Annotated in this window: 16 protein-coding genes; 9 read left to right on the top strand and 7 right to left on the bottom strand. The window is 67.6% G+C overall.

Annotated elements, in window-relative coordinates:
* Window position 1: 1 nt before the first annotated feature.
* From AC1DOP_RS19240 to AC1DOP_RS19225, 4 genes are all read left to right on the top strand, one after another.
* Window positions 2-3,850, top strand: a complete 3,849-nt coding sequence (locus AC1DOP_RS19240) for an AMP-binding protein (protein ID WP_441935056.1) — start codon at window positions 2-4, stop codon at window positions 3,848-3,850.
* Window positions 3,847-4,443 carry a hypothetical protein gene (locus AC1DOP_RS19235; RefSeq protein ID WP_441935055.1) on the top strand — a complete coding sequence of 199 codons (597 nt, stop codon included), beginning with the start codon at window positions 3,847-3,849 and terminating at the stop codon, window positions 4,441-4,443. Before AC1DOP_RS19240 ends, AC1DOP_RS19235 begins: the two co-directional genes overlap by 4 nt.
* Window positions 4,444-4,520: 77 nt before the next feature.
* The gene (locus AC1DOP_RS19230; protein ID WP_441935054.1) at window positions 4,521-5,093 is read left to right on the top strand and encodes a lipocalin family protein; all 573 of its coding nucleotides are present in this window, start codon (window positions 4,521-4,523) and stop codon (window positions 5,091-5,093) included.
* 102 nt (window positions 5,094-5,195) lie between these two features.
* Entirely contained in the window at window positions 5,196-6,083 is an 888-nt protein-coding gene (locus AC1DOP_RS19225; protein ID WP_441935053.1) for a helix-turn-helix domain-containing protein, read from the top strand.
* 15 nt (window positions 6,084-6,098) lie between these two features.
* On the opposite strand, the gene AC1DOP_RS19220 is transcribed toward AC1DOP_RS19225, so the two are convergent.
* The 7 genes from AC1DOP_RS19220 to AC1DOP_RS19190 form a co-directional block, all read right to left on the bottom strand.
* A complete protein-coding gene (locus tag AC1DOP_RS19220) occupies window positions 6,099-6,638 on the bottom strand; it encodes a DUF2058 domain-containing protein (RefSeq protein ID WP_441935052.1) in 540 nt (179 codons plus the stop codon).
* 45 nt (window positions 6,639-6,683) lie between these two features.
* The gene (locus tag AC1DOP_RS19215; RefSeq protein ID WP_441935051.1) at window positions 6,684-7,856 is read right to left on the bottom strand and encodes an extracellular catalytic domain type 1 short-chain-length polyhydroxyalkanoate depolymerase; all 1,173 of its coding nucleotides are present in this window, start codon (window positions 7,854-7,856) and stop codon (window positions 6,684-6,686) included.
* A gap of 9 nt (window positions 7,857-7,865) precedes the next feature.
* Complete coding sequence (locus tag AC1DOP_RS19210; protein ID WP_441935050.1) at window positions 7,866-8,282, bottom strand: CopG family transcriptional regulator; 417 nt, start codon at window positions 8,280-8,282, stop codon at window positions 7,866-7,868.
* 56 nt (window positions 8,283-8,338) lie between these two features.
* Window positions 8,339-9,637 carry an MFS transporter gene (locus AC1DOP_RS19205; protein ID WP_441935049.1) on the bottom strand — a complete coding sequence of 433 codons (1,299 nt, stop codon included), beginning with the start codon at window positions 9,635-9,637 and terminating at the stop codon, window positions 8,339-8,341.
* 15 nt (window positions 9,638-9,652) lie between these two features.
* The gene (locus tag AC1DOP_RS19200; RefSeq protein ID WP_477252822.1) at window positions 9,653-12,157 is read right to left on the bottom strand and encodes a family 20 glycosylhydrolase; all 2,505 of its coding nucleotides are present in this window, start codon (window positions 12,155-12,157) and stop codon (window positions 9,653-9,655) included.
* A 4-nt stretch (window positions 12,158-12,161) separates the two neighbouring features.
* Complete coding sequence (locus AC1DOP_RS19195) at window positions 12,162-14,816, bottom strand: TonB-dependent receptor (protein WP_477252820.1); 2,655 nt, start codon at window positions 14,814-14,816, stop codon at window positions 12,162-12,164.
* 212 nt (window positions 14,817-15,028) lie between these two features.
* Entirely contained in the window at window positions 15,029-15,229 is a 201-nt protein-coding gene (locus AC1DOP_RS19190; RefSeq protein ID WP_477252818.1) for a DUF2905 domain-containing protein, read from the bottom strand.
* 417 nt (window positions 15,230-15,646) lie between these two features.
* On the opposite strand from AC1DOP_RS19190, the gene uvsE reads away from it, so the two are divergent.
* The 5 genes from uvsE to AC1DOP_RS19165 all read left to right on the top strand — a co-directional run bounded on the left by uvsE (window position 15,647) and on the right by AC1DOP_RS19165 (window position 20,899).
* On the top strand, window positions 15,647-16,546 hold the full coding sequence (gene uvsE, locus AC1DOP_RS19185; protein ID WP_477252816.1) for a UV DNA damage repair endonuclease UvsE: 900 nt from the start codon (window positions 15,647-15,649) through the stop codon (window positions 16,544-16,546).
* A gap of 227 nt (window positions 16,547-16,773) precedes the next feature.
* Window positions 16,774-17,700 (top strand): bestrophin family protein, encoded by a 927-nt coding sequence (locus AC1DOP_RS19180; protein WP_441935044.1) that lies wholly within the window; start codon window positions 16,774-16,776, stop codon window positions 17,698-17,700.
* A 4-nt stretch (window positions 17,701-17,704) separates the two neighbouring features.
* Entirely contained in the window at window positions 17,705-19,210 is a 1,506-nt protein-coding gene (locus tag AC1DOP_RS19175; protein ID WP_441935043.1) for an acetyl-CoA hydrolase/transferase family protein, read from the top strand.
* 57 nt (window positions 19,211-19,267) lie between these two features.
* Window positions 19,268-20,221: an alpha/beta fold hydrolase gene (locus AC1DOP_RS19170; RefSeq protein WP_441935042.1), complete on the top strand. Its 954-nt coding sequence runs from the start codon at window positions 19,268-19,270 to the stop codon at window positions 20,219-20,221.
* An 84-nt stretch (window positions 20,222-20,305) separates the two neighbouring features.
* Window positions 20,306-20,899, top strand: coding sequence for a hypothetical protein (locus AC1DOP_RS19165; RefSeq protein ID WP_477252813.1), 594 nt, complete (start codon window positions 20,306-20,308; stop codon window positions 20,897-20,899).
* The last annotated feature ends 28 nt before the right edge of the window (window positions 20,900-20,927 follow it).

Genomic DNA, 20,927 nt, shown 5'->3' with positions numbered 1-20,927 from the left:
AATGCGGGAAGATATCGACACGATCAACAATGAATGCGTCCTGCTGCACGAGCGGCTGCGCCAGCACGCCCGGCAGACGCCCGACCGCCTGGCCTACACCTTCCTGCGTGACGACGGCAAGATCGACGAGCTGACCTATGGCCAGCTCGAACGCCGCGCCACCGCGCTGGCTGCCGCGCTGGCGAAGCATGCGGCGCCGGGCGCCCGCGCGCTGCTGCTCTACCCCGCCGGCCTCGAATTCATCACCGTCTACTTTGCCTGCCTGCTGGCCGGGATCATCGCGGTGCCGGCCACCATCCCGCACAAGAGCCGCGCCTCGCGCCGCCTGAAGGCCCTGCTGGACGACGCCGACCCGGCCCTGATCCTGACCCGCAGCGACGTCGAACCGGCGATCAAGGCCAGCCTGTCGCTGGTCGATGCCTCGAACCGCGAATGCATGTGCACCGACCTGCTGCAGGAGAGCGAGGTCCGCGTTGGCGGAGGCCCTTCCGCGCTGCCGGCCGTTTCGGCGGACATGGTCGCCTTCCTGCAGTACACCTCGGGTTCGACCTCGCTGCCCAAGGGCGTGCGCATCACCCACGGCAACATCGCCGCCAACGTCGAGTCGATCCGCGAAGGCTTCGGCTTCCACCCCGACACCGTGATGGTGAGCTGGCTGCCGCTGTTCCACGACATGGGCCTGATCGGCAGCGTGGTCTCGCCGATGTACGTGGGCTTCCATTGCGTGCTGATGGCGCCGGCCGCCTTCCTGAAGAACCCGATGATCTGGCTGGACGCGATCACGCGCTACCGCGGCACCTGCGCCGGCGCGCCCAATTTCGGCTGGGACTATTGCGCCAGCAAGGTCAAGGACCAGCAGAAGGCGCAGCTGGACCTGTCCAGCCTCGAAGTCGCCTACAACGGCTCGGAGCCGGTGCGCGCGAGCACGCTGCGCGCCTTTACCGAGGCCTTCGCCAGCGCCGGCATGCGTGAAAGCGCGCTGTTCCCCTGCTACGGCATGGCCGAGACCACGCTGTTCGTGACCGGCGGCCCGCGCGGCCGCGGCCCGCTGGTACGCACCGTCAGCAAGTCCCTGCTGGAAGGGAACCAGATCCGCGATGCGGCGCCCGGCGATCCGGACGCGCGCGAGATCGTCAGCTCCGGCCGCGTCGGCACCGGCAGCAAGGTGCTGGTGGTCGATCCCGAGACCTGCCTGCCGGTGTCGAGCCATCGCGTAGGCGAGGTCTGGGTCAGCGGCCCCAGCGTGGCGCACGGCTACTGGAACCGCCCGGCGGAGAGCGAAGCCACCTTCGGCGCGCGCCTGTCGAAGACCGGCGAGGGTCCTTTCCTGCGCACAGGCGACCTGGCCTTCATGCGCGACGGCGAGCTGTTCATCACCGGCCGCCTGAAAGATCTCATCATCATCAACGGCCGCAACGTCTACCCGCAGGATATCGAGGAAGTGATCGAACACACGATCGACTTTATCGAGCCGAACATGTGCGCGGCCTTCTCGGTGGAGATCGGCGGCCAGGAAAGGCTGGCGATCGTCGCCGAAGCCAACCGCGGCCTGGTGCGCGCGGCGCAGCAGTTGGAGAAAGAACTGGCCCAGAGCGGCGAGCAGCAGAAGGCCAAGGACGACTACCTGGCGCGCATCGAAGCGATGGCGCAGAACATCGTCAAGGTCATCGCCCAGCAGTTCGACGTGTCGGTGTCCTCGATCGTGTTCGTCAAGCCGGGCACCTTCCCTCGCACCACCAGCGGCAAGGTGCAGCGTTCGCGCTGCAAGGAACTGGCTCTGCACGGCCAGCTCGAGCTGGTCTACGTCATGCCGGGCAGTATCTTCGACCGGCGTACGCCTCGCGGTGCCATGCCTGCGCCGGCGCCGGCCGCGCCGCAGGCCGCCGTGGCAGCCATGACGGCGACGGTGCAAGCGCCGGCGCCGGCCGGCGCCGACGCCGCGCGCTCCCTGTCGCGCAGCACCGCCGACCAGATGATAGGCTGGCTGCGCCGCTATGCGCAGCGACGCCTGAATTCGCGCGTGATCGACGAACGCCGCACCATTCCGCCCTATGTCGTACTGGACCTCGGCAATGCCGGCTTCTTCGGCCTGCAGGCGCCGCGCAGCGCCGGCGGCAAGGACCTGGCCACCGTCGACCTGATGCGCGTGCTGGAGCAGCTGGCGGCGGTCGACATGACGGTCGCCACCATGGTCGGCGTGCACAACGGCCTCGGCCTGCGCCCGCTGCTGCGCTTCGGCAGCGAAGCTCAGCGCGAACGCCTGCTGCCGCAGCTCGCCACCGGGCGCCAGCTGGCGGCCTTTGCGCTGACGGAGCCGGCGGCCGGCTCGAACCCGATGGCCCTGCGCGCCAGCGCCGTCAAGGTGCCGGGCGGCTGGCGCGTCAACGCGGAAAAACAATGGATCGGCCTGGCCTCTTGGGCCGGCCTGACCACCGTGTTCGCCAAGGCCAGCAGCGCCGACGGCACGCCGCTGGGCATGATCTCGCTGCTGGTGGATGCCGACAACGACGGCCTGGTGCAAGGCCCCGAATCGCTGACCATGGGCATGCGCGGCATGGTCCAGAACACCCTCTTCCTCGACAATGCCTTCGTGCCCGACGACGCGGTGCTGCTGGCGCCGGGCGAAGGCATGGACGCGGCCCACGACGCGATGCTGTTCTCGCGGCTGGGCATCGGCGCGATCTGCGTCGGCGCCATGAAGCGCTGCGCCCAGCTGATCGCGCGCTATGCCTCGCGCCGCACGGTCGCCACCGGCCCGTTGGCCGAGAATGCCGTCAGCGTGGTGCGCCTGCAGGAACTGACCGCCGCGATCCAGGCCAGCGAAGCGCTGGCGTATGCGATCGCGGGAGAGGTCGACGCCGGCCGCGCGCCCGGCGCCGAAGCCTATATCGCCTGTAAAGCCGCCGCCACCGAAGCGCTGGGCGAAGCGGCCGACCTGCTGGTCCAGATGTTGGGCGGGCGCGGCTACATCGAATCCAACGGCGCCCCGCAGATCCTCCGCGACGCGCGCGTGCTGCGCATCCTTGAAGGCCCGACCGAAACCCTGTACGCCCACCTCGGCGTGGCGCTAGCCAAGCCGGGCGGCGCTTGGCGCGCCTTCCTGGCCGACGCCCTCGGCAGATCCGCCTTGTGCACCGAACTGGATGCCGCCATGGCCCGCGTAGCCACGCTGGCCGAGGGCGCGCAGCGCCTGTTCGGTTCGAAGATCGCGGCGCGCCAGTGGACCGACTACAAGCTCGGCGAACTGTCGGCCAGTGCCTTCCTGCTGGGCGCGGCCGAGCGCCGCCAGCAGTCGCAGAGCGGCGACGCGCAGGCGGCCAGCAATGCCGTGGTGTGGGCGCGGCGCCGCTTCAATCATCAGTTACAGGCGCTGCTGGCGGAACTGGCCGGCCAGCGCCCCTACAGTTCTTCCGGCGACCTGCTGGCCCTGGTGGCCGGCTACGCCCAGGATATCGGCGACGTCGACCAGCAGCTGGCCGGCGAAGACCAGCAGCCAGACGCCCTGCTGCTGCGCGCCGGCGCGAGACCAGCGTCGATGCCGCAGGCCGCGCCGGTACAGGCGCCCGCCGAAGCGCAGGCGCCCGCCGCTGAAGCAGGCGGCAGCGGCATCCACGCCGTGGTCCACGATTGCGTGCTGGCCTGGCTGCGCACCGAGAGCCGCCAGACTCTCGACCGCATCGACCTCGACACCCCGTTCGCGGCACTGGGCATGGATTCTCTGGCCACCGCCTCGATCGCGGTCGAACTCGAGCAGCGCCTCGGCATGCCCATCGTGCCCGAATTGCTGTTCGACTACCAGAGCGTCAACGAACTCGCAGGCTTCCTGGAACGCCAACGGAGAACAGAATGATCACCCACCCTCCCCATAACATGATCAAGCTGTTGGACAACATCCTCCCGGCGTCCCTGCGCGCCGACACCAGTCAGTGGCAGGCCGCGCGCAACCTGACGGTGCTGGCGGCCGTCACCGCGGTCAGCGTTCCGCTGCTGACGACCATGTACCACCTGCTCGGCTTCGACGCCGTCGGCATGGTGGTGCTGACCGCCGGCGTGGTCATGATGGTGACGCCCTTCACGCTGGCCGCCGGCCTGCCGATCGCCGCCGCGCGCGACCTGTTCGTAGGCGCCCTGTTCCTGCTGAAGGTCTGGATGGCGGTCTACCTGGGCGGCCTGGCCGCCCCGACCACGCCCTGGTTCGTGCTGTGCCCGGCGGTGGCGATGCTGCTCGGCGGCCTGCGTCCGGCGCTGCTGTGGAGCGCGTTGGTAAGCGTGGTCCTGGTCGGCCTGTTCATGCTCGACCGCTCCGGCGCGATTGGCGCGCCGCCCACCGGCCCGGCCGCCACCGTGCTGCACCTGGCCAGCGTGATCGGCCTGATGGCCCTAGTGGTGCTGATCCTGGCGCTGGCCACCGGTGCCGCCGCGGTCGAACGTCGCCACAAGTAAGCCCCCGGGCCGCGGCTGGCGACGGCATCGGCCCGCAACTGCTAAGCTGGCGGCGTTACCGACCACGGACGCATGCCATGCCCTTACCCGTTTCCCGCCTCGCCCTGATCGCCCTCGGCCTGCTCGGCGCCACCATGACCGTGCTGGCAGCCGCGCGCGAGCGCCATGAAGGGGCCAACCTCGAACCCATCCCTTCGCTGGATGTGCCGCGCTACCTCGGCGCCTGGTACGAGATCGCCAAATACCCGAACCGCTTCCAGAAGCAGTGCGAGGGCTTCACCACCGCCCACTACAGCCTGGAGCGCGACGGCGGCATCCAGGTGATCAACCGCTGCCGCCGCGCCGACGGCCGCTTCGAGGAGGCGGTCGGCAGCGCGCGCCAGGTCGGTCCCGCCGATTCGCCGAAGCTGCAGGTGCGCTTCGCGCCGGGCTGGCTGTCCTTCCTGCCGATGGTCTGGGGCGATTACTGGGTGATCGACCTCGATCCCGATTACCAGCTGGCGGCGGTCAGCGAACCGAAACGCGAATACCTGTGGATCCTGTCGCGCACGCCCACGGTGCCGCGCCAGGCCATGGCCGCCCTGCTGGACCGGCTCGAGCGCCAGGGCTTCGATGTGAACAAGCTGGAGGAGACCAGGCAGACACGTTGACAACACTTGGGGCATGCATACCACGCAAATGCTTGCCAAACAGGGGTTATTTACGGAATAGTCTTATTTCATATTTGTAATTATTTCGTAAACAACCTTCGCATGAAGCCGCCCTCGCGCGTGTCGCGCCTGTATGAAGTGATGGACCTGATGCTGGATTCGGTCGGGGACCCGCTCGCGCTGAAAAGCCTGGCGGCCTCGGCAAGCTATTCGTCCTTCCACTTCGACCGCATCTTCCGCGAGCTGACCGGCTTCTCGGCCTGCGAATACCAGAGGAAGCGCCGCCTGCGCCGCGCCGCCCACCTGCTGCGCCACGAGCCGGACGTGGCGATCGTGCGCATCGCCCAGGATTGCGGCTTTCCGTCCAACGCGGCCTTCGCCAAGGCCTTCAGGCAGCAGTTCTCGATGTCGGCCAAGGCCTGGCGCGAAGGCGGCTGGCGCGCGTACATGGACCAGCAGGTCGGGCGCGAGAGCGACGTCAGTTTCTTCGTGGCCGAACCGGACAAGCTGGAAGTACTGCTGGCGCCCTACTGCCCGCCGACGCCGGGCACCATCGCCGCGCGCATCGCCGTGCGCATGCTGCCGGCGGTGACCTTGCGCTACCAGCGCTTCTTCGGCCAGTCCGGCGCCGCCCTGTCGATCGCCTGCAATGCCGTGATCGCGTCCTGCCAGGGCGCGGGACGGCCCTGGTACGGGGTGTTCGACGAGGATCCCGGCTTCACCGGAGAAAGCGAATACTGCTACGACTTCGGCTGCGCCGACGACGCCGGCCTCGACCCGGCCATGGGCATGCGCATCCTGCCGGCCGGCAGCTACGCCTGCCTCGACTTCCACGACGAGTGGCCGCGCTTCCGCTTCATGTACGAAGACTGGCTCGATAAACAGTCGCTGTGGCGGCTGGACAGCACCCGGCCCCACATCCAGATGGTGGAACGCGACGCCGAGGGGCGCTGGCGCGGCTGGCTGGCGCTGCCGGTCAAGAAGCGCTAGCCGTCCGCCCCCGCCTTACCAGGTGAAGTCGTCCGGGATCTTGAAGTCCGCATACGGATCGTCTTCCTCGACCGCCTGCGGCGCGGCCTTGGCAACCCGCACCACGATCTCGGGCGCGCGCTCGGCGATCTTGTCGGCGATCACGCGCGGCACCAGCTCGAAGCCGCCGCCATGACCGACGATGGCCAGGCGGCCCGCCACCAGGTGGTCGCGCACCTTTTCCGAGACGTGGATGCGCTCGATCTTCGTCCCGATCGTGAAGTTATAGGCGATGTCGCCATTGCCCTTTGGCTGGCGGTTGGTCTTCACCATCTGCGCGATCTGGGCTTCGACCGCCTTCTGCGCGGCGGCTGCGTCACGCTGGGCGTTCAGCTCGCGCGCTCGCTCGGCCTGCTTGCGCTGGGCTTCGAGCGCGGCCTCGCGCGACTCGTTCTGCTGCTTGTCGCCGGTGCGCAGTTCGATCTTGTGCTGCTTGCTCTTTTCCTGGTTGGCCAGCTTGACCTTCTTCTTGTCGACCAGGCCGGCCTTGAGCAGCTGCTCTTGCAGGGAAACCATGATGTGCTGCCTTCAAAGTATGTGTGAAGACGCAAGCATAGCAAATCACTGCGCAAGAAAAAACCGCAGCATTTCGGCAGAGGCATTCGGACCGGAGTCGACGGCGTAAGAACCGGCCGTGCTGCCGCCGGACCAGGCGTGGGCGGCGCCGTGCAAGGTCCAGTGCTCCGCCACCGGCCGGCCGGCGGTATCGCGCGCCACAGCCCTGGTGTAGTCCTGGCCGCGCTCCTCGGTTTCCGCGACGCCGGCGCCGTGCGTGAACTGCCGGTAGACCGCCTCGCCATTCGACGGATGGACGACGGCATCGCGGTCGCCGTGGAAGACGATCGCCGGCACCGTCCTGGCGCCGGCCGCGGCCTTGCGCTTCTTCTTGCCCGCGCCCTTCATCGCGTTCAGCGCCGACATCAGGTCATGCGCGCTGCCGACCGGCAGGCCGGAATGCACGCCGACCGCGGCGTACAGCTCGGGATAGCCGGCCGCCATCACCGCCGCCATCGCGCCGCCGGCCGACAGGCCCGCCACGTAGACCCGGCCGGCATCGGCATCGTGCTCGCGCATCACCTGCCGCGTCATGCCGGCGATGAGCGAAGGCTCTCCGCCATCGCGGCCCTGGTGGGCGCCTTCGAACCAGTTCCAGCACTGCGAGTGATTCGCGCCGGCCGCCTGTTCCGGATACAGCACCAGGCAGCCGTATTCTTCGGCCAGCAGGTTCATGGTGGTGCCGGCGGCAAAGTCTTGCGGATTCTGCTTGCAGCCGTGCAGCATCACGACCAGCGGACGCGGACCGGATACCGGCCGTGCCGGCACGTACAGCCGGTAATTGCGCGTGCCGGCCTCGTTGCCGAAGCTGCCTTCCAGGAACTGGCCGGGGCCGAGCGTTTCCGGACCGAGAACCTTGCCGCGGCCGGCAACGCCCTGTCCGGGCAGGTTCGAGGTGAAGCGCGCGACCCAGTCCGGCATCGCCCCGGCGCCGGGGCCAACCCGGGCATCCGGCGCCGCCTTGCCCTGGCGCGCATGTGGCGCCCACGCCGGCGGCGGGTTCAGGTCGACGAAGGGCGCGCCCTGCTGCGGCGCCTGTGCGGCCGACGGCACCGCGCCCATCAGGCCGGCCGCCTTGAGCGCCTCCTGGATGATCGCGGTGGCGGCGGCAGGGTCCTTGCCCTGGCTGGAACGCATCGCGCCCAGGATATTGTCGACAAATTTTTCATAGGGTTTCATGGTGATTCCTCAGGATTCGATGCGGTCCGCCAGCGCCGCCTTGACGGCGCTCGAGGCGAGAAAGGCGCCCAGCACATGGATGGAAGCGATGGCTTCGCGTGCGAGCTCGGGGGTGACGTCGTCGTCGATGGAAGCGAGGCCGAGCACGTGGATCTCGAGCCGTTCGCCGCTGGCCAAGGTCTTTTCCAGCTCGGCCTTCGAATAACGCTGCATGCCCATCACATAGCGCTTTCGCGTGACGGTCTGGCGGATCGCCTCGCCATGCAGCTCGAGCTGCTTGCGGATCGCCATGCGCACGAAATCGGTGCGGTTGGTATAGAAGCCCTCTTCGACCAGCAGGTCCATCTGTGCCAGGTCGACCAGGCCGAGGTTGATCGTCACCTTCTCGGTGTCTGGAAATTTGATTTTTGATTCGACAAGTTTCATGAATATACTCTCCTTATACTCCATGTGGAGTATAAGGAGAGTATTTCAAGGGCCGATCATGGATTTTCCGGTTCCAGGCGAACGAAACGCGTCAGCACCAGCACCGGCAGCGCCGACAGCACCACCCACAGGAAGAAGTGCCGGTAGCCCAGCGCCTGCTGGATGTCGCCGCTGACCACCTTCGACAGCACGAAACCCAGCTGCATGAAGCCCGAGCCCAGCGCATAGTGGGCAGTCTGGTAAGGCCCGGACGCGATCACCTGCATGATGAACAGGATCATGCCGACGAAGCCGAAGCCGTAGCCGAACATCTCTGCCGCCAGCGAGGCGGTGACGACGCCCAGCGATTCGGGCTGGGTCATGCTCAGGTAATAGAACACCAGGTTGGGCACGTTCATCGCCAGGATCAGCCAGGGCATCGCGCGCTTCAGGCCGATCCAGGAGGTGAAATAGCCTCCCAGGATGCTGCCGACCAGGAAGGCGGCGGTGCCGGCGGTGCCGTAGATCGCGCCCACTTCCTGGGTCGACAGGCCCATGCCGCCGATGTCGCGGGCGTCGCGCAGGAACAGCGGGCCGATGGTCTGGACCTGGCCTTCGGCGGTGCGGAACAGCAGGATGAACAGGATGCCCAGCCAGATGCCGGGCTTGGCGAAGAAGGCGCGGATCACGTCGACCAGCACGGCGACGGTGCCGCGCACGCTGGCCGCCTGTGCCGATGCGGGGCCTGTACTCGCAGATGGCCCCGGCAGCGCCCAGGCATGATACAGGCCGAGCCCCGCCATCAACGCGCCCAGCAGGCCGAACACGGTGGCCCAGGCGGCCTGCGGGCCGACCGACTGCTCGAGGTGGCCGGCCAGGATCACGAGTCCGCCCAGCGACAGGAACTTGGCGCCGTTGAAGAAGGCGCCCTGCCAGCCGGCGTAGGCCGCCTGCTGTTTTGCCGACAGGCTGGCGATATACAGGCCGTCGGCGGCGATGTCGTGGGTGCTGGAGGCCAGCGACACCACGCCCAGCAAGGCGATCGCCAGCGCGAACCAGGCCGGCAATTGCAGGGCCAGGGCCAGCGCCGCCAGCGCGACCCCGCCCGTGAGCTGCAGGGTCACCACGATGCGCTTCTTGCTGCGGAAGAGTTCCAGGAAGGGGCTCCACAAGGCCTTGAATACCCAGGCCAGGCCCAGGACGCCGGTCCAGCGCGCGATCTGCTCGTTGGGCACGCCCATGCTCTTGAACATCAGGCCCGCCACCAGCGCCACGCTGTAGAAAGGCAGGCCCTGGGCCAGGTAAAGGCTGGGTACCCAGGCCAGCGGGTGGCGCAGCTTGCCGGGCGCCAGGTGATGCGGCTCTGCCTTGTCCATGCTTGCCCTTATTATTTAACCCGGTTCCAGTTCGATGGTGACGGTGCGGCTGCCGCGTCCGCGGGTGTCGAAGGTCCTCACCTTGAACACCCGGTCCTGTTGGCCGGGCTGCACCGGGCCCGTGTAGCGCGGGCTGGCCGCGTCCGGCTCGCTGCCGTCCAGAGTGTAATGCAGGGCCAGGCCCGGCAGGGCGACATTCGCGCGGATGGTCCGGCCGTCGTACAGCACGCCCGGCGGCGGCAGGCGGTAGCCGTAGGCCAGAGGAGCACGGTCCAGGCGCGGCAGTTCGCGCTGGCCGAGGCGGTTGGCGAACTCGTTCCAGTCCGATTCGATGGCGGCGGCGCGCGCCTGCGGATTGCCGATCCCGCCCCAGCCGGGATCGGGCGCCCAGGCCCGCTCCGCCAGCGCCACCATGCGCGGCGCCGCCAAATACTCGATGCGGGCGCGCGAACGCGCGTTCTCGCCCCACAGCTGGCCCTGCAGCCCGATGATGCGGGAGCGCCCTTCGCTTGATAAGCGCGCCATCGCGGCCAGCCGCTCGGGCGGCAGCACGCGCCCCATCGGATCGCTGGCGGCGCTGGCGATCATCTCCAGCGGGCAGAATACGAAGGCATGGCGGGTCTCGACGAAGCCGGCCCAGTAATAGCCCGGTTCCTGCGGGTCCTTCGCATAGGCCAGGTCGAAGTAGAGGTTGGCGGCATTCGCCAGCACCACGTCGTAGCCGGCGTTGGCCAGGCGGTAGGCCACGTCTTCCTTGCCCGAGCCCCAGGCATTGTTCCAGGCATAGACCTGGAAGCCCGGCCCGTCGAAGCCGGGCTTGGGCAGCGGCAGCGGGGCGCCCTCCACCGCCTGGGTATTCTCGTGCTGGGCCGGCGCGCAGCCCCCGGCCGTGGCCGCGCCGTGCTTCAGCGCCGTCTCCTCCCAGCCGGCGAAGGCCAGGCCGTGCCTGGCCAGGATCGCGCGGCAGCGTTCGACGAAGTCCGCATGCAGCTGGCCGACATCGTTCCAGCCGCGCTCGCGCATCAGGGCCTGGCAGACGGGCGAGCCGAGCCAGGCGCCCAGCGGCACCTCGTCGCCGCCCGTGTGCACAGCGCGCAGCGGCACCCCGGCCCGGCGGTACAGCGCCGCCACATGGGCGACCACGGTATCGATGAAACGGTCCACGGAGGGCCGCGCGATGCAGATCACGTTGTCGCGCCACATCTGCACCGATTCGTAGCGCGAGGCGTCATCCGGATCGCTCAGCAGATAGCGCTCGGCGCCCTCGATATCGCCGGCCGCGCGCAGGCGGTCGTGGCGCGCGCGCATCGCCAGCACGGCTGCGCGCGCATGGCCCGGCATATTGAACTCCGGGATCACCTCGATGTGGCGCGCCTGCGCATAACGCAGGATGGCGATGAAGTCGGCGGCATCGTAATAGCCGGTGCCGGCCGAGGTGCCGACGTCGGCGCCGGAACCGAAGGACGGTGGGAGACTCTGCCCGTCTGCGGCGACGCCGCGCTTCGAGCCGAGCGCGGTCAGCTCGGGCAGCGCATCGATCTGCAGGCGCCAGCCTTCGTCGTCGGTCAGGTGCAGGTGCAGCTTGTTCAGCTTGTAGCAGGCCATGCAGTCGAGCAGGCGCAGCACCGTTTCCCTGGACGAGAAGTGGCGCGCCACGTCCAGCATCATGCCGCGGTAGCCGAAGCGCGGCGCGTCCAGCACCCGTCCGCAGGGCAGCGTGCCGTCGGCTTCGAGCAGCTGGGCCAGGGTCTGGATGCCGTTGAACACGCCGTGGGCGCTGGCCCCGCGCACCAGCACGGAGCCGGCGCCGATTTCGACCAGATAGGCTTCCGGCCCCGGCGCATCGACCTCGGCGACGGCCAGCTCGATGCGCGCGCCCGCGCCCGGCGGCAGGCCGGCCAGCAGCCCGCGCAGGAAGGCTTCCTCGCCGGCCAGGCCTTCGGCCGCGGCGAGCGCGGACCCGGCGGCGAGCGTGCAGCATCCGCCATTGAAGCGCGCGTGCAGCGGCTTCGGCGTGATGCGGCCGACCGCCTCGCGCGGCAGCAGGTAGAGGTCGGCGTTGTCGCGGTAGCGCCAGGCCGCGTCGGCGGGCGGCAGCAGGTCGCGCGCGTTGCGGTGCAGCTGCTCGGACCGCGCAAAGGGCAGGATCTCGGGATCGCCCAGGTCGCTGACACGGCCGTCGGCCTCGATCAGGTAAAAGCCGAGCGGCGCGTCGGTCACGCTGATGGCCCAGAACTGGGCCACGTAGCCGATTTCCAGCGCCTGGCCGGGCAGCCAGTCCGCCTCGCCGCAGTCGGCTTCACTGCTCGAGCGCAGGCGGAACAGGTCGCCGTTCAGGTGGTCGATGCGGTAGCCCGCATCGACCGTGTTCGCCAGCACGCGGCGGCAGGTGTTGAAGTACACCGACCATCCCGCCGCGATCGGCGCATGCGATGTGTTGCGCAGTACCAGCCTGGCGGAGAAGGCTTCATCTCCCACCAGGTTGGACAGGCATTCCCAGCTGATACCCACGACTGCCATGTGATTACAGCTTGCCGCGCAGGCCGAGATAGAAGGTGCGGCCATTCGAGTAGAAGGCGCGCGGGCGGTCCTTGTTCTCCGCATACATCTTGATGGTCTCGTTGGTGAGGTTCAGCGCGTCGAAGGTCAAGGTCAGGTGCTCGGTCAGCTTGACGTTCACGGATCCCGCCAGCGAGGGCATGCTGTCGACGTGCTGGCTGGCGCCGCGGTCCACGCCCGCCTTGTACGCCGAGCGGTAGCTGTAGGCCAGGCGCGCGCTGAAACGCTCGTTCTCGTAGAAACCGGTCAGGTTCCAGGTGTTCTTCGAGGAGTTCAGCATCTCGCCGCCGTCATCCAGTTCGCCGTCCGCGTACGTGTAGTTGGCCAGGAAGCCGAAGTTGTTCATCAGCGGCTGCTGCCAGCTCAGCTCCACGCCCTTGTTCTTGGCACCGGTGTTGTACGGCGAGGTGATCTGGTAATCGGTGAACACGCCGCGCTTGTTGTTGTAATAGCTGCCGGTGCTGGTGCCCTGGGCCACGATGGAGCCGAAGTCCATGTAGAACAGGCCGGCCGACAGCATCGCCTTCGGTGCGAAATACCATTCGGCCGAGAGGTCGAAGTTGGTCGAACGCACCGGGTCGAGGTTGACGTTGCCGCCGCTGCCGGACAGGGCATCGTCGTTCAGCGACACCGAGCCGCCCAGCGCGCTGTAGTCCGGCCGGGCCACGGTCTTGGCGATCGCGCCGCGCACCACCAGGTCGGGGCGCACGTCGAACTTCAGGTTCACGCTCGGCAGGTAGTCGCGGTAGGTGCGCTTGAAGGTGGTCGGGGTATAGGGACCGAAGGCCGAGCCGGTGATCGGCGCCGTACCGCCCGGCAGGTTCACGACCGTGGTCTGGCGGGTCTCGACCGCGCGCAGGCCGGCATTGCCGCTCCAGCCGTCGCCGCCGAATTCGGCCATGCCGTACAGGGCCGCGGTCTTCTCGGCGACGCGGAATTCGTCCAGCCAGTTGTGGCGCAGGGTGTAGTCCAGCAGGCGGTTGCCCGGCACCGCACCCCAGGCGCCGAGGGCCGGACCGTCGTACTTGAAGTAGCCGTTGAAGACCGTGCCGCCCAGGTCCTTGCCGAAGTCGGACGGGTACATGCTGCCGTTCCAGACCGGACCCGGATTGCTGAAGCCGTTCGGCCCCGGACGGGTCTCGAGCGGGTGCTCGGCGGTGCGGTTGTGGTCCGTGAAGCGGGCGCCGAAGCGCACACCGTTCACCCACGCATTGTCGCGCACGCGCAGTTCGCCGTCGATCTGCGCATACTTTTCCTGGTCCACCGACTGCGCCTCGCCGCCGCCGGCCCAGGCGGTCGAGCCGGGCTTCGCGGTATTCCCGCCCGGGTAGCTGACGGTGGCCGGGGTCAGGCCGTTGAGCGCATAGACCATGCCGCCGTCGACGTTGTTCTGGTAGTAGACGTCGTCGCGGTCGTAGCCGATGCCGTGGGTCTTGCCGATGCGGCCGGTAAAGCTCAGGGCGTCGGTCGGGCGCCAGCGGCCGTTCAGGTCGAGGTACCAGGATTCGCCGCCGGCGTTCGGGCGGTAGATGTTGTCGACCTCGCCCGAATTGCTCACAAAAGCGGCGCCGACCAGGGTGTTATTGCGGATCACCGGGTTCTGCGGAATCAGGCCGCTGCTGTTGATCGAGTTCGCCGGCGCGGCCAGCCAGTTGGTGTTCTGGTGCGGCGCCTGCAGCTTCGAATAGAAGCCGTTCAGGTCGATGCCGAAGTCGCGCGAGGGCTTGGCCTCGATGTCGAAGGCGCCGCCTTCGCGCTTCTTCTTCTGTTCGAACAGGGCGGCGCCGATGAAGGTCGGCACCGCTATGCCGGCCAGCGCCGGATTGGCGACGGCGGCGGCGCTAGTCGCGCTGATCGGGGTGTAACCCAGCACTTCCTGGCCGTCGCGGCGCACGCTCTGCTTCTCCGAAAAGCCCTGCAGCAGCACGCCGAAGTTATTCGCCGGATTCTTCCAGCTCACCAGGGCCGACACCTGTGGTTCGGTCTTCTTCGACAGGTCGTTGTAGTTGGCCTGGATCGAGGCTTCGACGGTCAGCGGCTGGCGGAAGTCGAGCGGACGGCGGGTGATCACGTTGATGGCGCCGGAGACGCCGCCTTCGACCAGGTCGGCGGTCGCGCTCTTCTGCACGACGATGGAGCCGACCAGTTCCGAGGGCAGCAGCGAGAAGCTGCTGGAGCGGCCGACGTTGCCGCCGATCTGGTTCAGCACGAACCAGTCGCCGGTACTGATCGCATGGCCGTTGAACAGGGTCTGCTGCAGGCTGGGGCTGGTGCCGCGCAGGCTGACACGGTCGTTCTCGCCGAAGCCGCCCTCGCCGCCGGCCGAGGACTGGGTATTCACGCCGGGCAGGCGCTGGATGGCATCGGCCACGTTCTTGTCGGGCATCTTGCCGATGTCCTCGGCCGTCACCACCTCGACCACCGAATCGGCGTTGCGCTTCTGGCGCAGCGACTGCTCGAGCGCGGCGCGCACGCCGGTCACGATCACCGTCTGCGCCTCGCCGACACTAGCGTCCTGCTCCTGGGCCTGCGCCTGCGCCGCCATCCCCATCACCAGCACCGATACCGCGCTCGCGATCGCGGTGCGTGCGATCGCCTTCCCTGCCTTCGACTCGTTCATGTCTTCGTCTCCAAAACTATGTCTCAACGTGAAGCTGCCAGTGTCGAATTCGGCGGACGCTGCAGCGTCTCTCGTCTTCGTATGGGGCGCATTGTGTCGTTGATTTCTTGGCCATGTTTGTCAAATCTTGCTATCGCGAATACGCGTGTTGATTTTTCGACACGCGCACGCGCCGGCAAGGAAGGCGGCCAGGGAGGGAGAAGAAGCGCCGCTCAGCGGCGGAAGAACCACAGCAGCAGCGAGACGACGAGCGAGATGATGAGGCAGGTGACGATGGGGAAGCTGAAGCTGAAGCCTTCGCGGACGATATGGATGTCGCCGGGGAGGCGGCCGAACGGCAGGCGGCGCAGCCAGGGCCAGGCGAGGCCGGCGGCCAGGAGGATGAGGCCTGAAAGGATGAGGAATTTTTGCATGTTCGTCCGCCGTCCCCGCGAAAGCAGGGACCCATATTGAGTGTCCAAGGTCGGTACATGAATCATACCGGCTTGCTTCCCGATGTACGGATCAGGCAGCCGAAGCGCGACCCTACCCCTCCTCTAATTCTAAATTCGGGGTCAGAGCACATTTCCGCCCCAATTCGGGGTCAGAGCACTTTTTGTAGAAATGGCTGCAGTGAAAGACTGGCGATGGTTGCGCCTGGGCCTCCTTCGCCGAGCCCCTTTGTGTTGGCGCGGCCATACCGAACAGCAATTGCCCAAAAATGTGCTCTGACCCCGAATTTTGGGGGAAATGTGCTCTGACCCCGAATTTGGGGTTGCGGCACGGAACGGGTTTGACGGTGCTGGCGAATCCTTGGAACATGGTCTGCCCATCAACGATACCGGCGTGTCATGGTTTCTGAGCTTGGTTTGGTCTGCATTACCGTGTCGAAGGACATCCGCTACCGCACCGTCACGCGCAAGCGCCTGCTGGAGCAGTCCGACGCCGGCCAGCGCAAGCTGCTCGACGGGATCTACCGCGACAACATCCGGACCCTCGATGGCGCCCTGCAGTACTGCAAGCGCGAAGGCATCCGGCTGTACCGCCTGCCGTCCTCGATCTTCCCCTTCTTCGACGAAGACGTCGGCCGCGAAGTGATGCGCGAGCTGGCGCCCAGCCTGTCCCGTACCGGCCGCCGCGCCACCGGGATGGGGCTGCGCCTGGTGATGCATCCGGACCAGTTCGTGGTGCTGAGCTCCGATTCGCCCGAGGTGGTGGCCAACAGCGTCAAGATCCTGCAGATGCACGCCGACATCATGGACCTGCTGGAGCAGCCGCGCTCGCCCTGGGCCGTGCTCGAGATCCACGGCGGCAAGGGCAATCGCAGCGACGCCCTGGTCGAACGCATCGCCGGCCTGCCCGATGCGATCCGCTCGCGCCTGTGCCTGGAGAACGACGAATACGCCTACAGCGCTGAGCAGATCCACGAGGTCTGCGTGCGCAGCGGCGTGCCGATGGTGTTCGATGCCCACCACCACATCGTCAGCGAAAAGCTGTCCAGCTACGACGATCCGAGCGTGGCCGCGATGCTGGAAAAGGCGCGCGCCACCTGGCCGGATCCTGAGCACCAGATGGTCCACATCTCGAACGGACGCGAAAGCTTCAACGACCGCCAGCATGCGGACCTGATCTCGACGATGCCGGCGGCCTATGCGCGCGCGCCGTGGATCGAGATCGAAGCCAAGAGCAAGGAAGAAGCGATCGCCGGACTGCGCAGGTGGCAGGCGAGCCAGTCCGCACGCATTGGCTGAGCCCGCTACGCTGCGCCGCACCATTCATCAACTGCATGGCAGGCATCAAGAATCGTAATTAGTCATTTCCGCGCGGCAGTATCAGAATGGTGCAAGGCCATTTCAACCGGACGCAGGCGTTTTCGCGTCCGTTGCACAATGAAGGCAACTCAAGCAGTTTCACATCCGACGATGCAGCAGACCGATCCCACCTTCACCCCGCAGCCGCAGCGCGGAACGGGGCAGGCATGATCGTCCGCGACCGCCCTTCCGCCCTGCGCCTGTTCCTGGTGATGCGCGGTTCGGTGATGCCGAACATCTGGAAAAGCCTGCTCGTCACCGCCCTGCTGGCAATCGCCGTCACCTGGACCCATGGCACGCTGTGGGGCCACAAGATCGCCATCGGTGCGATCCCCTTCACGCTGATGGGCCTGCCCCTCGCGATCTTCCTCGGTTTCCGCAACAACGCCGCCTACGACCGCTACTGGGAAGGCCGCAAGCAATGGGGCGAACTGGTCCTGCGCAGCCGCAGCCTGGCGCGCCAGTGCCTGTCGCTGATCGCGCCGGGCGACACGCCTGACGCCGCCTCGCGGGAACGCATGATCCGGCGTGCGATCGCCTTCGCGCATGCGCTGCGCCACCGCCTGCGGCGCAGCGACCCCGCAGCCGATATCGAGCCGTGGATCGCGCCCCAGGAATGGGAACGCGTGCGCGACCTGCCCAACCTGCCGCACGCGCTGATGCTGGAGATGGGCGCCGACCTCGGACAATGTTTGCGCGAGCGCCGCCTCGATCCCTGCCTGGCGCCGGGCATCGACGCCACCCTGTCGGCGATGACCGGCGTGGCCGCCGCCTGCGAACGCATCCACGGTACGCCGATTCCGTTTTCCTACAGCCTGCTGCTGCACCGCACCGCCTACCTCTACTGCGTCCTGCTGCCCTTCGGCCTGGTCGACGCGATCGGCGACCTGACCCCGCTGGTGACGCTGCTGGTCGCCTACACCTTCTTCGGGCTGGATGCCCTCGGCGACGAGATCGAGGAACCCTTCGGCACCTCCGACCACGACCTGCCGCTCGACGCCATCTGCCGCACCATCGAGATCGACCTGCGCAGCGCGCTGGGCGACACCACGCTTCCCCCACCCCTACTGCCGGTCGACTACCGGCTCAGCTAGAAACATGAAGACTGAATACCTGGATCGTATCCGCTGCGCCAAGCTGCGCAATCGCGTCACCGGCGCTGCCGAAGCAGCAAGCTGGATCAAGGACGGCATGACCGTCGGCATGAGCGGCTTCACCCGCGCCGGCGACGTCAAGCTGGTCCCTGCCGCGCTGGCCGAACGCGCCCGCCACGAGCCGCTGAAGATCACCCTGCTGACCGGCGCCTCGCTCGGCAACGATACGGATAAACTGCTCACCGAAGCCGGCGCCCTCTCGCGCCGCATGCCCTTCCAGGTCGATCCGGTGCTGCGCGCCGCCATCAACCGCGGCGAGGTGATGTACATCGACCAGCACCTGTCCGAAACCGTCGAACAGCTGCGCAGCCGCCACATCAAGCCGGTCGACATCGCGGTGGTCGAGGCGGTGGCGATCACGGAGACGGGCGCGATCGTCCCCACCACCTCGGTCGGCAACAGCGCCAGCTTCGCGATCCTGGCCGACAAGGTCATCGTCGAGATCAACCTGGCCCAGACCACCGGCCTCGAAGGCCTGCACGACATCTGGATTCCCAAAAAGCGGCCGATGCGCGAGCCGATCCCGATCATGTCGGTCGAGCAGCGCGCCGGCACGCCCTTCATCGAGATCCCGCCGGAGAAGATCGTCGCCATCGTGATCACCGACCAGCCGGACAGCACCTCCTCGGTGCTGCCGCCCGACGAAGAGACCGCCGCCATCGCCGCCCACCTGGTGCGCTTCTTCGAGGACGAAATCGTCGCCGGACGCCTGAGCGCCAGCCTGCTGCCGCTGCAGGCCGGCATCGGCACCATCGCCAACGCGGTGCTGGCCGGCTTCGTCAACAGCCCCTTCCACGACCTCACCATGTATTCGGAGGTGCTGCAGGATTCGACCTTCGACCTGTTCGATTCCGGCAAGCTCGAATTCGCCTCCGGCTCTTCGATCACCCTGTCGCCGGAAAAGAGCGCCCAGGTGTTCCGCGACTTCGACCGCTACCGCGACCGCCTGGTGCTGCGCCCGCAGGAAGTGTCGAACCATCCGGAAGTGATCCGGCGCCTCGGCATCATCGCGATCAATACCGCGCTGGAAGCCGACATCTACGGCAACATCAACTCGACCCACGTGAGCGGCACCCACATGATGAACGGCATCGGCGGCTCCGGCGACTTCGCGCGCAACGCCTACCTGTCGATCTTCGCCACCAAGTCGATCGCCAAGGGCGGCCGCGTGTCCTCGATCGTGCCGATGGTGACCCACGTCGACCACAGCGAGCACGACGTCGACATCATCGTCACCGAACTGGGACTGGCCGACCTGCGCGGCCTGGCGCCGCGCGAGCGCGCCGATGCGATCATCGAACACTGCACGGCCGAACCCTACAAGACCATGCTGCGCGAGTACGTGCTCGAGGCCCGGCAGCGCGGCGGCCAGACCCCGCACGTGCTGGAGAAAGCCTATTCCTGGCACACCCGCTACCGCGAAACCGGCTCGATGCTGTCCAACGATTGACGAAAGACCGCGGTCTGGTGTGCAATAAGCGGTATTGCCCATCCGCATGATGCCACCATGACCGCTGCTCCCGCCCCGACACCGAAACGCCGCCTGCGCAAGATCCTGCTTGCCGTGGGCGCCGTTGCCGCCGCCGTACTCGTCGCCATTCCCCTCGCACGCAATATGGAGCACGGCCCGCTCGACGCCGACGCGCGGCGCCAGGCGCCCGGGCAGTTCGTCAGCTTGTCGCACGGGATCGTCCACGTGCGCATCGCCGGCCCCGAACAGGGACGTCCGGTGGTGCTGGTGCACGGCTTTTCGGTGCCCAGCTATGTGTTCGACAGGACCAGCGCGGACCTGGCGGCCGCCGGCTTCAGGGTGATCCGCTTCGACCTGTACGGGCGCGGCTGGAGCGACCGGCCGAAGGTCGACTACGACCGCCGGCTGTTCGCCGACCAATTGCTGGAACTGATGGACACCCTGCAGGTGCCGAAGGCCGACCTGCTCGGGCTGTCGATGGGCGGCGCGATCGTCGGACGCTTCGCCGCCGAGCATCCGGAACGGGTGCGCAGCGTGGTGCTGGTGGCGCCCCTCACGCGGGCGCACGACATCAGCGTGATGGCCTGGCCGGGTGTCGGCGAATGGCTGACGCGCGCATGGTTCCTGCCCTCGCTGGCCACCAGCCAGCTCGAGGACTTCGCGCATCCGGAACACGTGGCCGGCTGGGCCGAGCGCTTCCAGCCGCAGATGCGCTACGACGGCTTCGGACGCGCGATCCTGTCGACCATCCGCCATCTGTCGAACGAATCCTCGCTGCCGGATTTCGAGAAGGTGGGCAAGAAGGGCCTGCCGGTGCTGCTGGTATGGGGCGACGCCGACAAGACGGTGCCCTATGCCGAACACGCCGACGTGCAGCATGCGATCCCGCAGGCGCAGTTCGTCTCGCTGCCGGGACTGGGACACCTGCCGGTGGTCGAGGATCCGGCGGCGGTCCATCCGCAGGTAGCCGCCTTCCTTAAACAACACTAAACACCAAGAAAAACACCAGCCCGCAAGCTGGTGTTGTTCAGGGCGCCGGCGAACCGGCTGAACGATCAGTAACCGCGGCCACCGGTGCCGCTGGTGCCGCCGCTGGTGGTGCTGGTGCCCGTGCCGGTGGTGCCGGTGCCGGTCGTGCCGGTGGCGCTGGTGCCGCTGCCGGAACCCGAGCCGGTGCCGCTCATGCCGGACGAGCTGGTGCCGGTGCCGGTGGTGCCGGTGCCGGTTCCGGTACCCATGCTGCCGCTGGTGCCCGACGAACCCGAGCTGCCGGTGCCCATGCTGCCGCTGGTGCCCGACGAGCCCGAGTTGCCGGTGCCCATGCTGCCGCTGGTGCCCGACGAGCCCGAGTTGCCGGTGCCCATGCTGCCGCTGGTGCCGGACGAGCCCGAAGTGCCGGTGCCCATGCTGCCGGACGAGCCCGAGCTGCCGGTACCCATGCTGCCGCTGCTCGAGGAGCCGCTGCTGCTGTCCATGCCCTTACTCGAACTGGAGCCGCCCGAACCGGTCATACCGCTGCTGCTCGAGCCCGCGCTGCTGCCATGTTTGCGCGAATGTTTCTTTTTGCTGGACTTCTTGTGGGTCGACGAAGTGCCGGTTGCCTGGTCGGACTGCGCAGTGGCGCTGGTGCCGCCGGTGGTCGAAGAGCTGCCGCTCGTTTGCGCCTGAGCGCTCACGGCACCGAACATCGCCATCG

Source organism: Massilia sp. 01N410 (assembly GCF_056399665.1).
The sequence above is the reverse complement of the archived record's forward strand: the minus strand, read 5'-3'. Positions and strand labels throughout refer to the sequence as shown.

Bases quoted from the DNA above. Each gene is read 5' to 3' on its own strand.
- AC1DOP_RS19210 (WP_441935050.1), bottom strand. From the start codon at position 8,282: ATGAAACTTGTCGAATCAAAAATCAAATTTCCAGACACCGAGAAGGTG.
- AC1DOP_RS19240 (WP_441935056.1), top strand. From the start codon at position 2: ATGCGGGAAGATATCGACACGATCAACAATGAATGCGTCCTGCTGCAC.
- AC1DOP_RS19215 (WP_441935051.1), bottom strand. From the start codon at position 7,856: ATGAAACCCTATGAAAAATTTGTCGACAATATCCTGGGCGCGATGCGT.
- AC1DOP_RS19230 (WP_441935054.1), top strand. From the start codon at position 4,521: ATGCCCTTACCCGTTTCCCGCCTCGCCCTGATCGCCCTCGGCCTGCTC.
- AC1DOP_RS19180 (WP_441935044.1), top strand. From the start codon at position 16,774: ATGATCGTCCGCGACCGCCCTTCCGCCCTGCGCCTGTTCCTGGTGATG.
- AC1DOP_RS19205 (WP_441935049.1), bottom strand. From the start codon at position 9,637: ATGGACAAGGCAGAGCCGCATCACCTGGCGCCCGGCAAGCTGCGCCAC.
- uvsE (WP_477252816.1), top strand. From the start codon at position 15,647: ATGGTTTCTGAGCTTGGTTTGGTCTGCATTACCGTGTCGAAGGACATC.
- AC1DOP_RS19220 (WP_441935052.1), bottom strand. From the start codon at position 6,638: ATGGTTTCCCTGCAAGAGCAGCTGCTCAAGGCCGGCCTGGTCGACAAG.
- AC1DOP_RS19225 (WP_441935053.1), top strand. From the start codon at position 5,196: ATGAAGCCGCCCTCGCGCGTGTCGCGCCTGTATGAAGTGATGGACCTG.
- AC1DOP_RS19200 (WP_477252822.1), bottom strand. From the start codon at position 12,157: ATGGCAGTCGTGGGTATCAGCTGGGAATGCCTGTCCAACCTGGTGGGA.
- AC1DOP_RS19190 (WP_477252818.1), bottom strand. From the start codon at position 15,229: ATGCAAAAATTCCTCATCCTTTCAGGCCTCATCCTCCTGGCCGCCGGC.
- AC1DOP_RS19235 (WP_441935055.1), top strand. From the start codon at position 3,847: ATGATCACCCACCCTCCCCATAACATGATCAAGCTGTTGGACAACATC.
- AC1DOP_RS19170 (WP_441935042.1), top strand. From the start codon at position 19,268: ATGACCGCTGCTCCCGCCCCGACACCGAAACGCCGCCTGCGCAAGATC.
- AC1DOP_RS19175 (WP_441935043.1), top strand. From the start codon at position 17,705: ATGAAGACTGAATACCTGGATCGTATCCGCTGCGCCAAGCTGCGCAAT.
- AC1DOP_RS19195 (WP_477252820.1), bottom strand. From the start codon at position 14,816: ATGAACGAGTCGAAGGCAGGGAAGGCGATCGCACGCACCGCGATCGCG.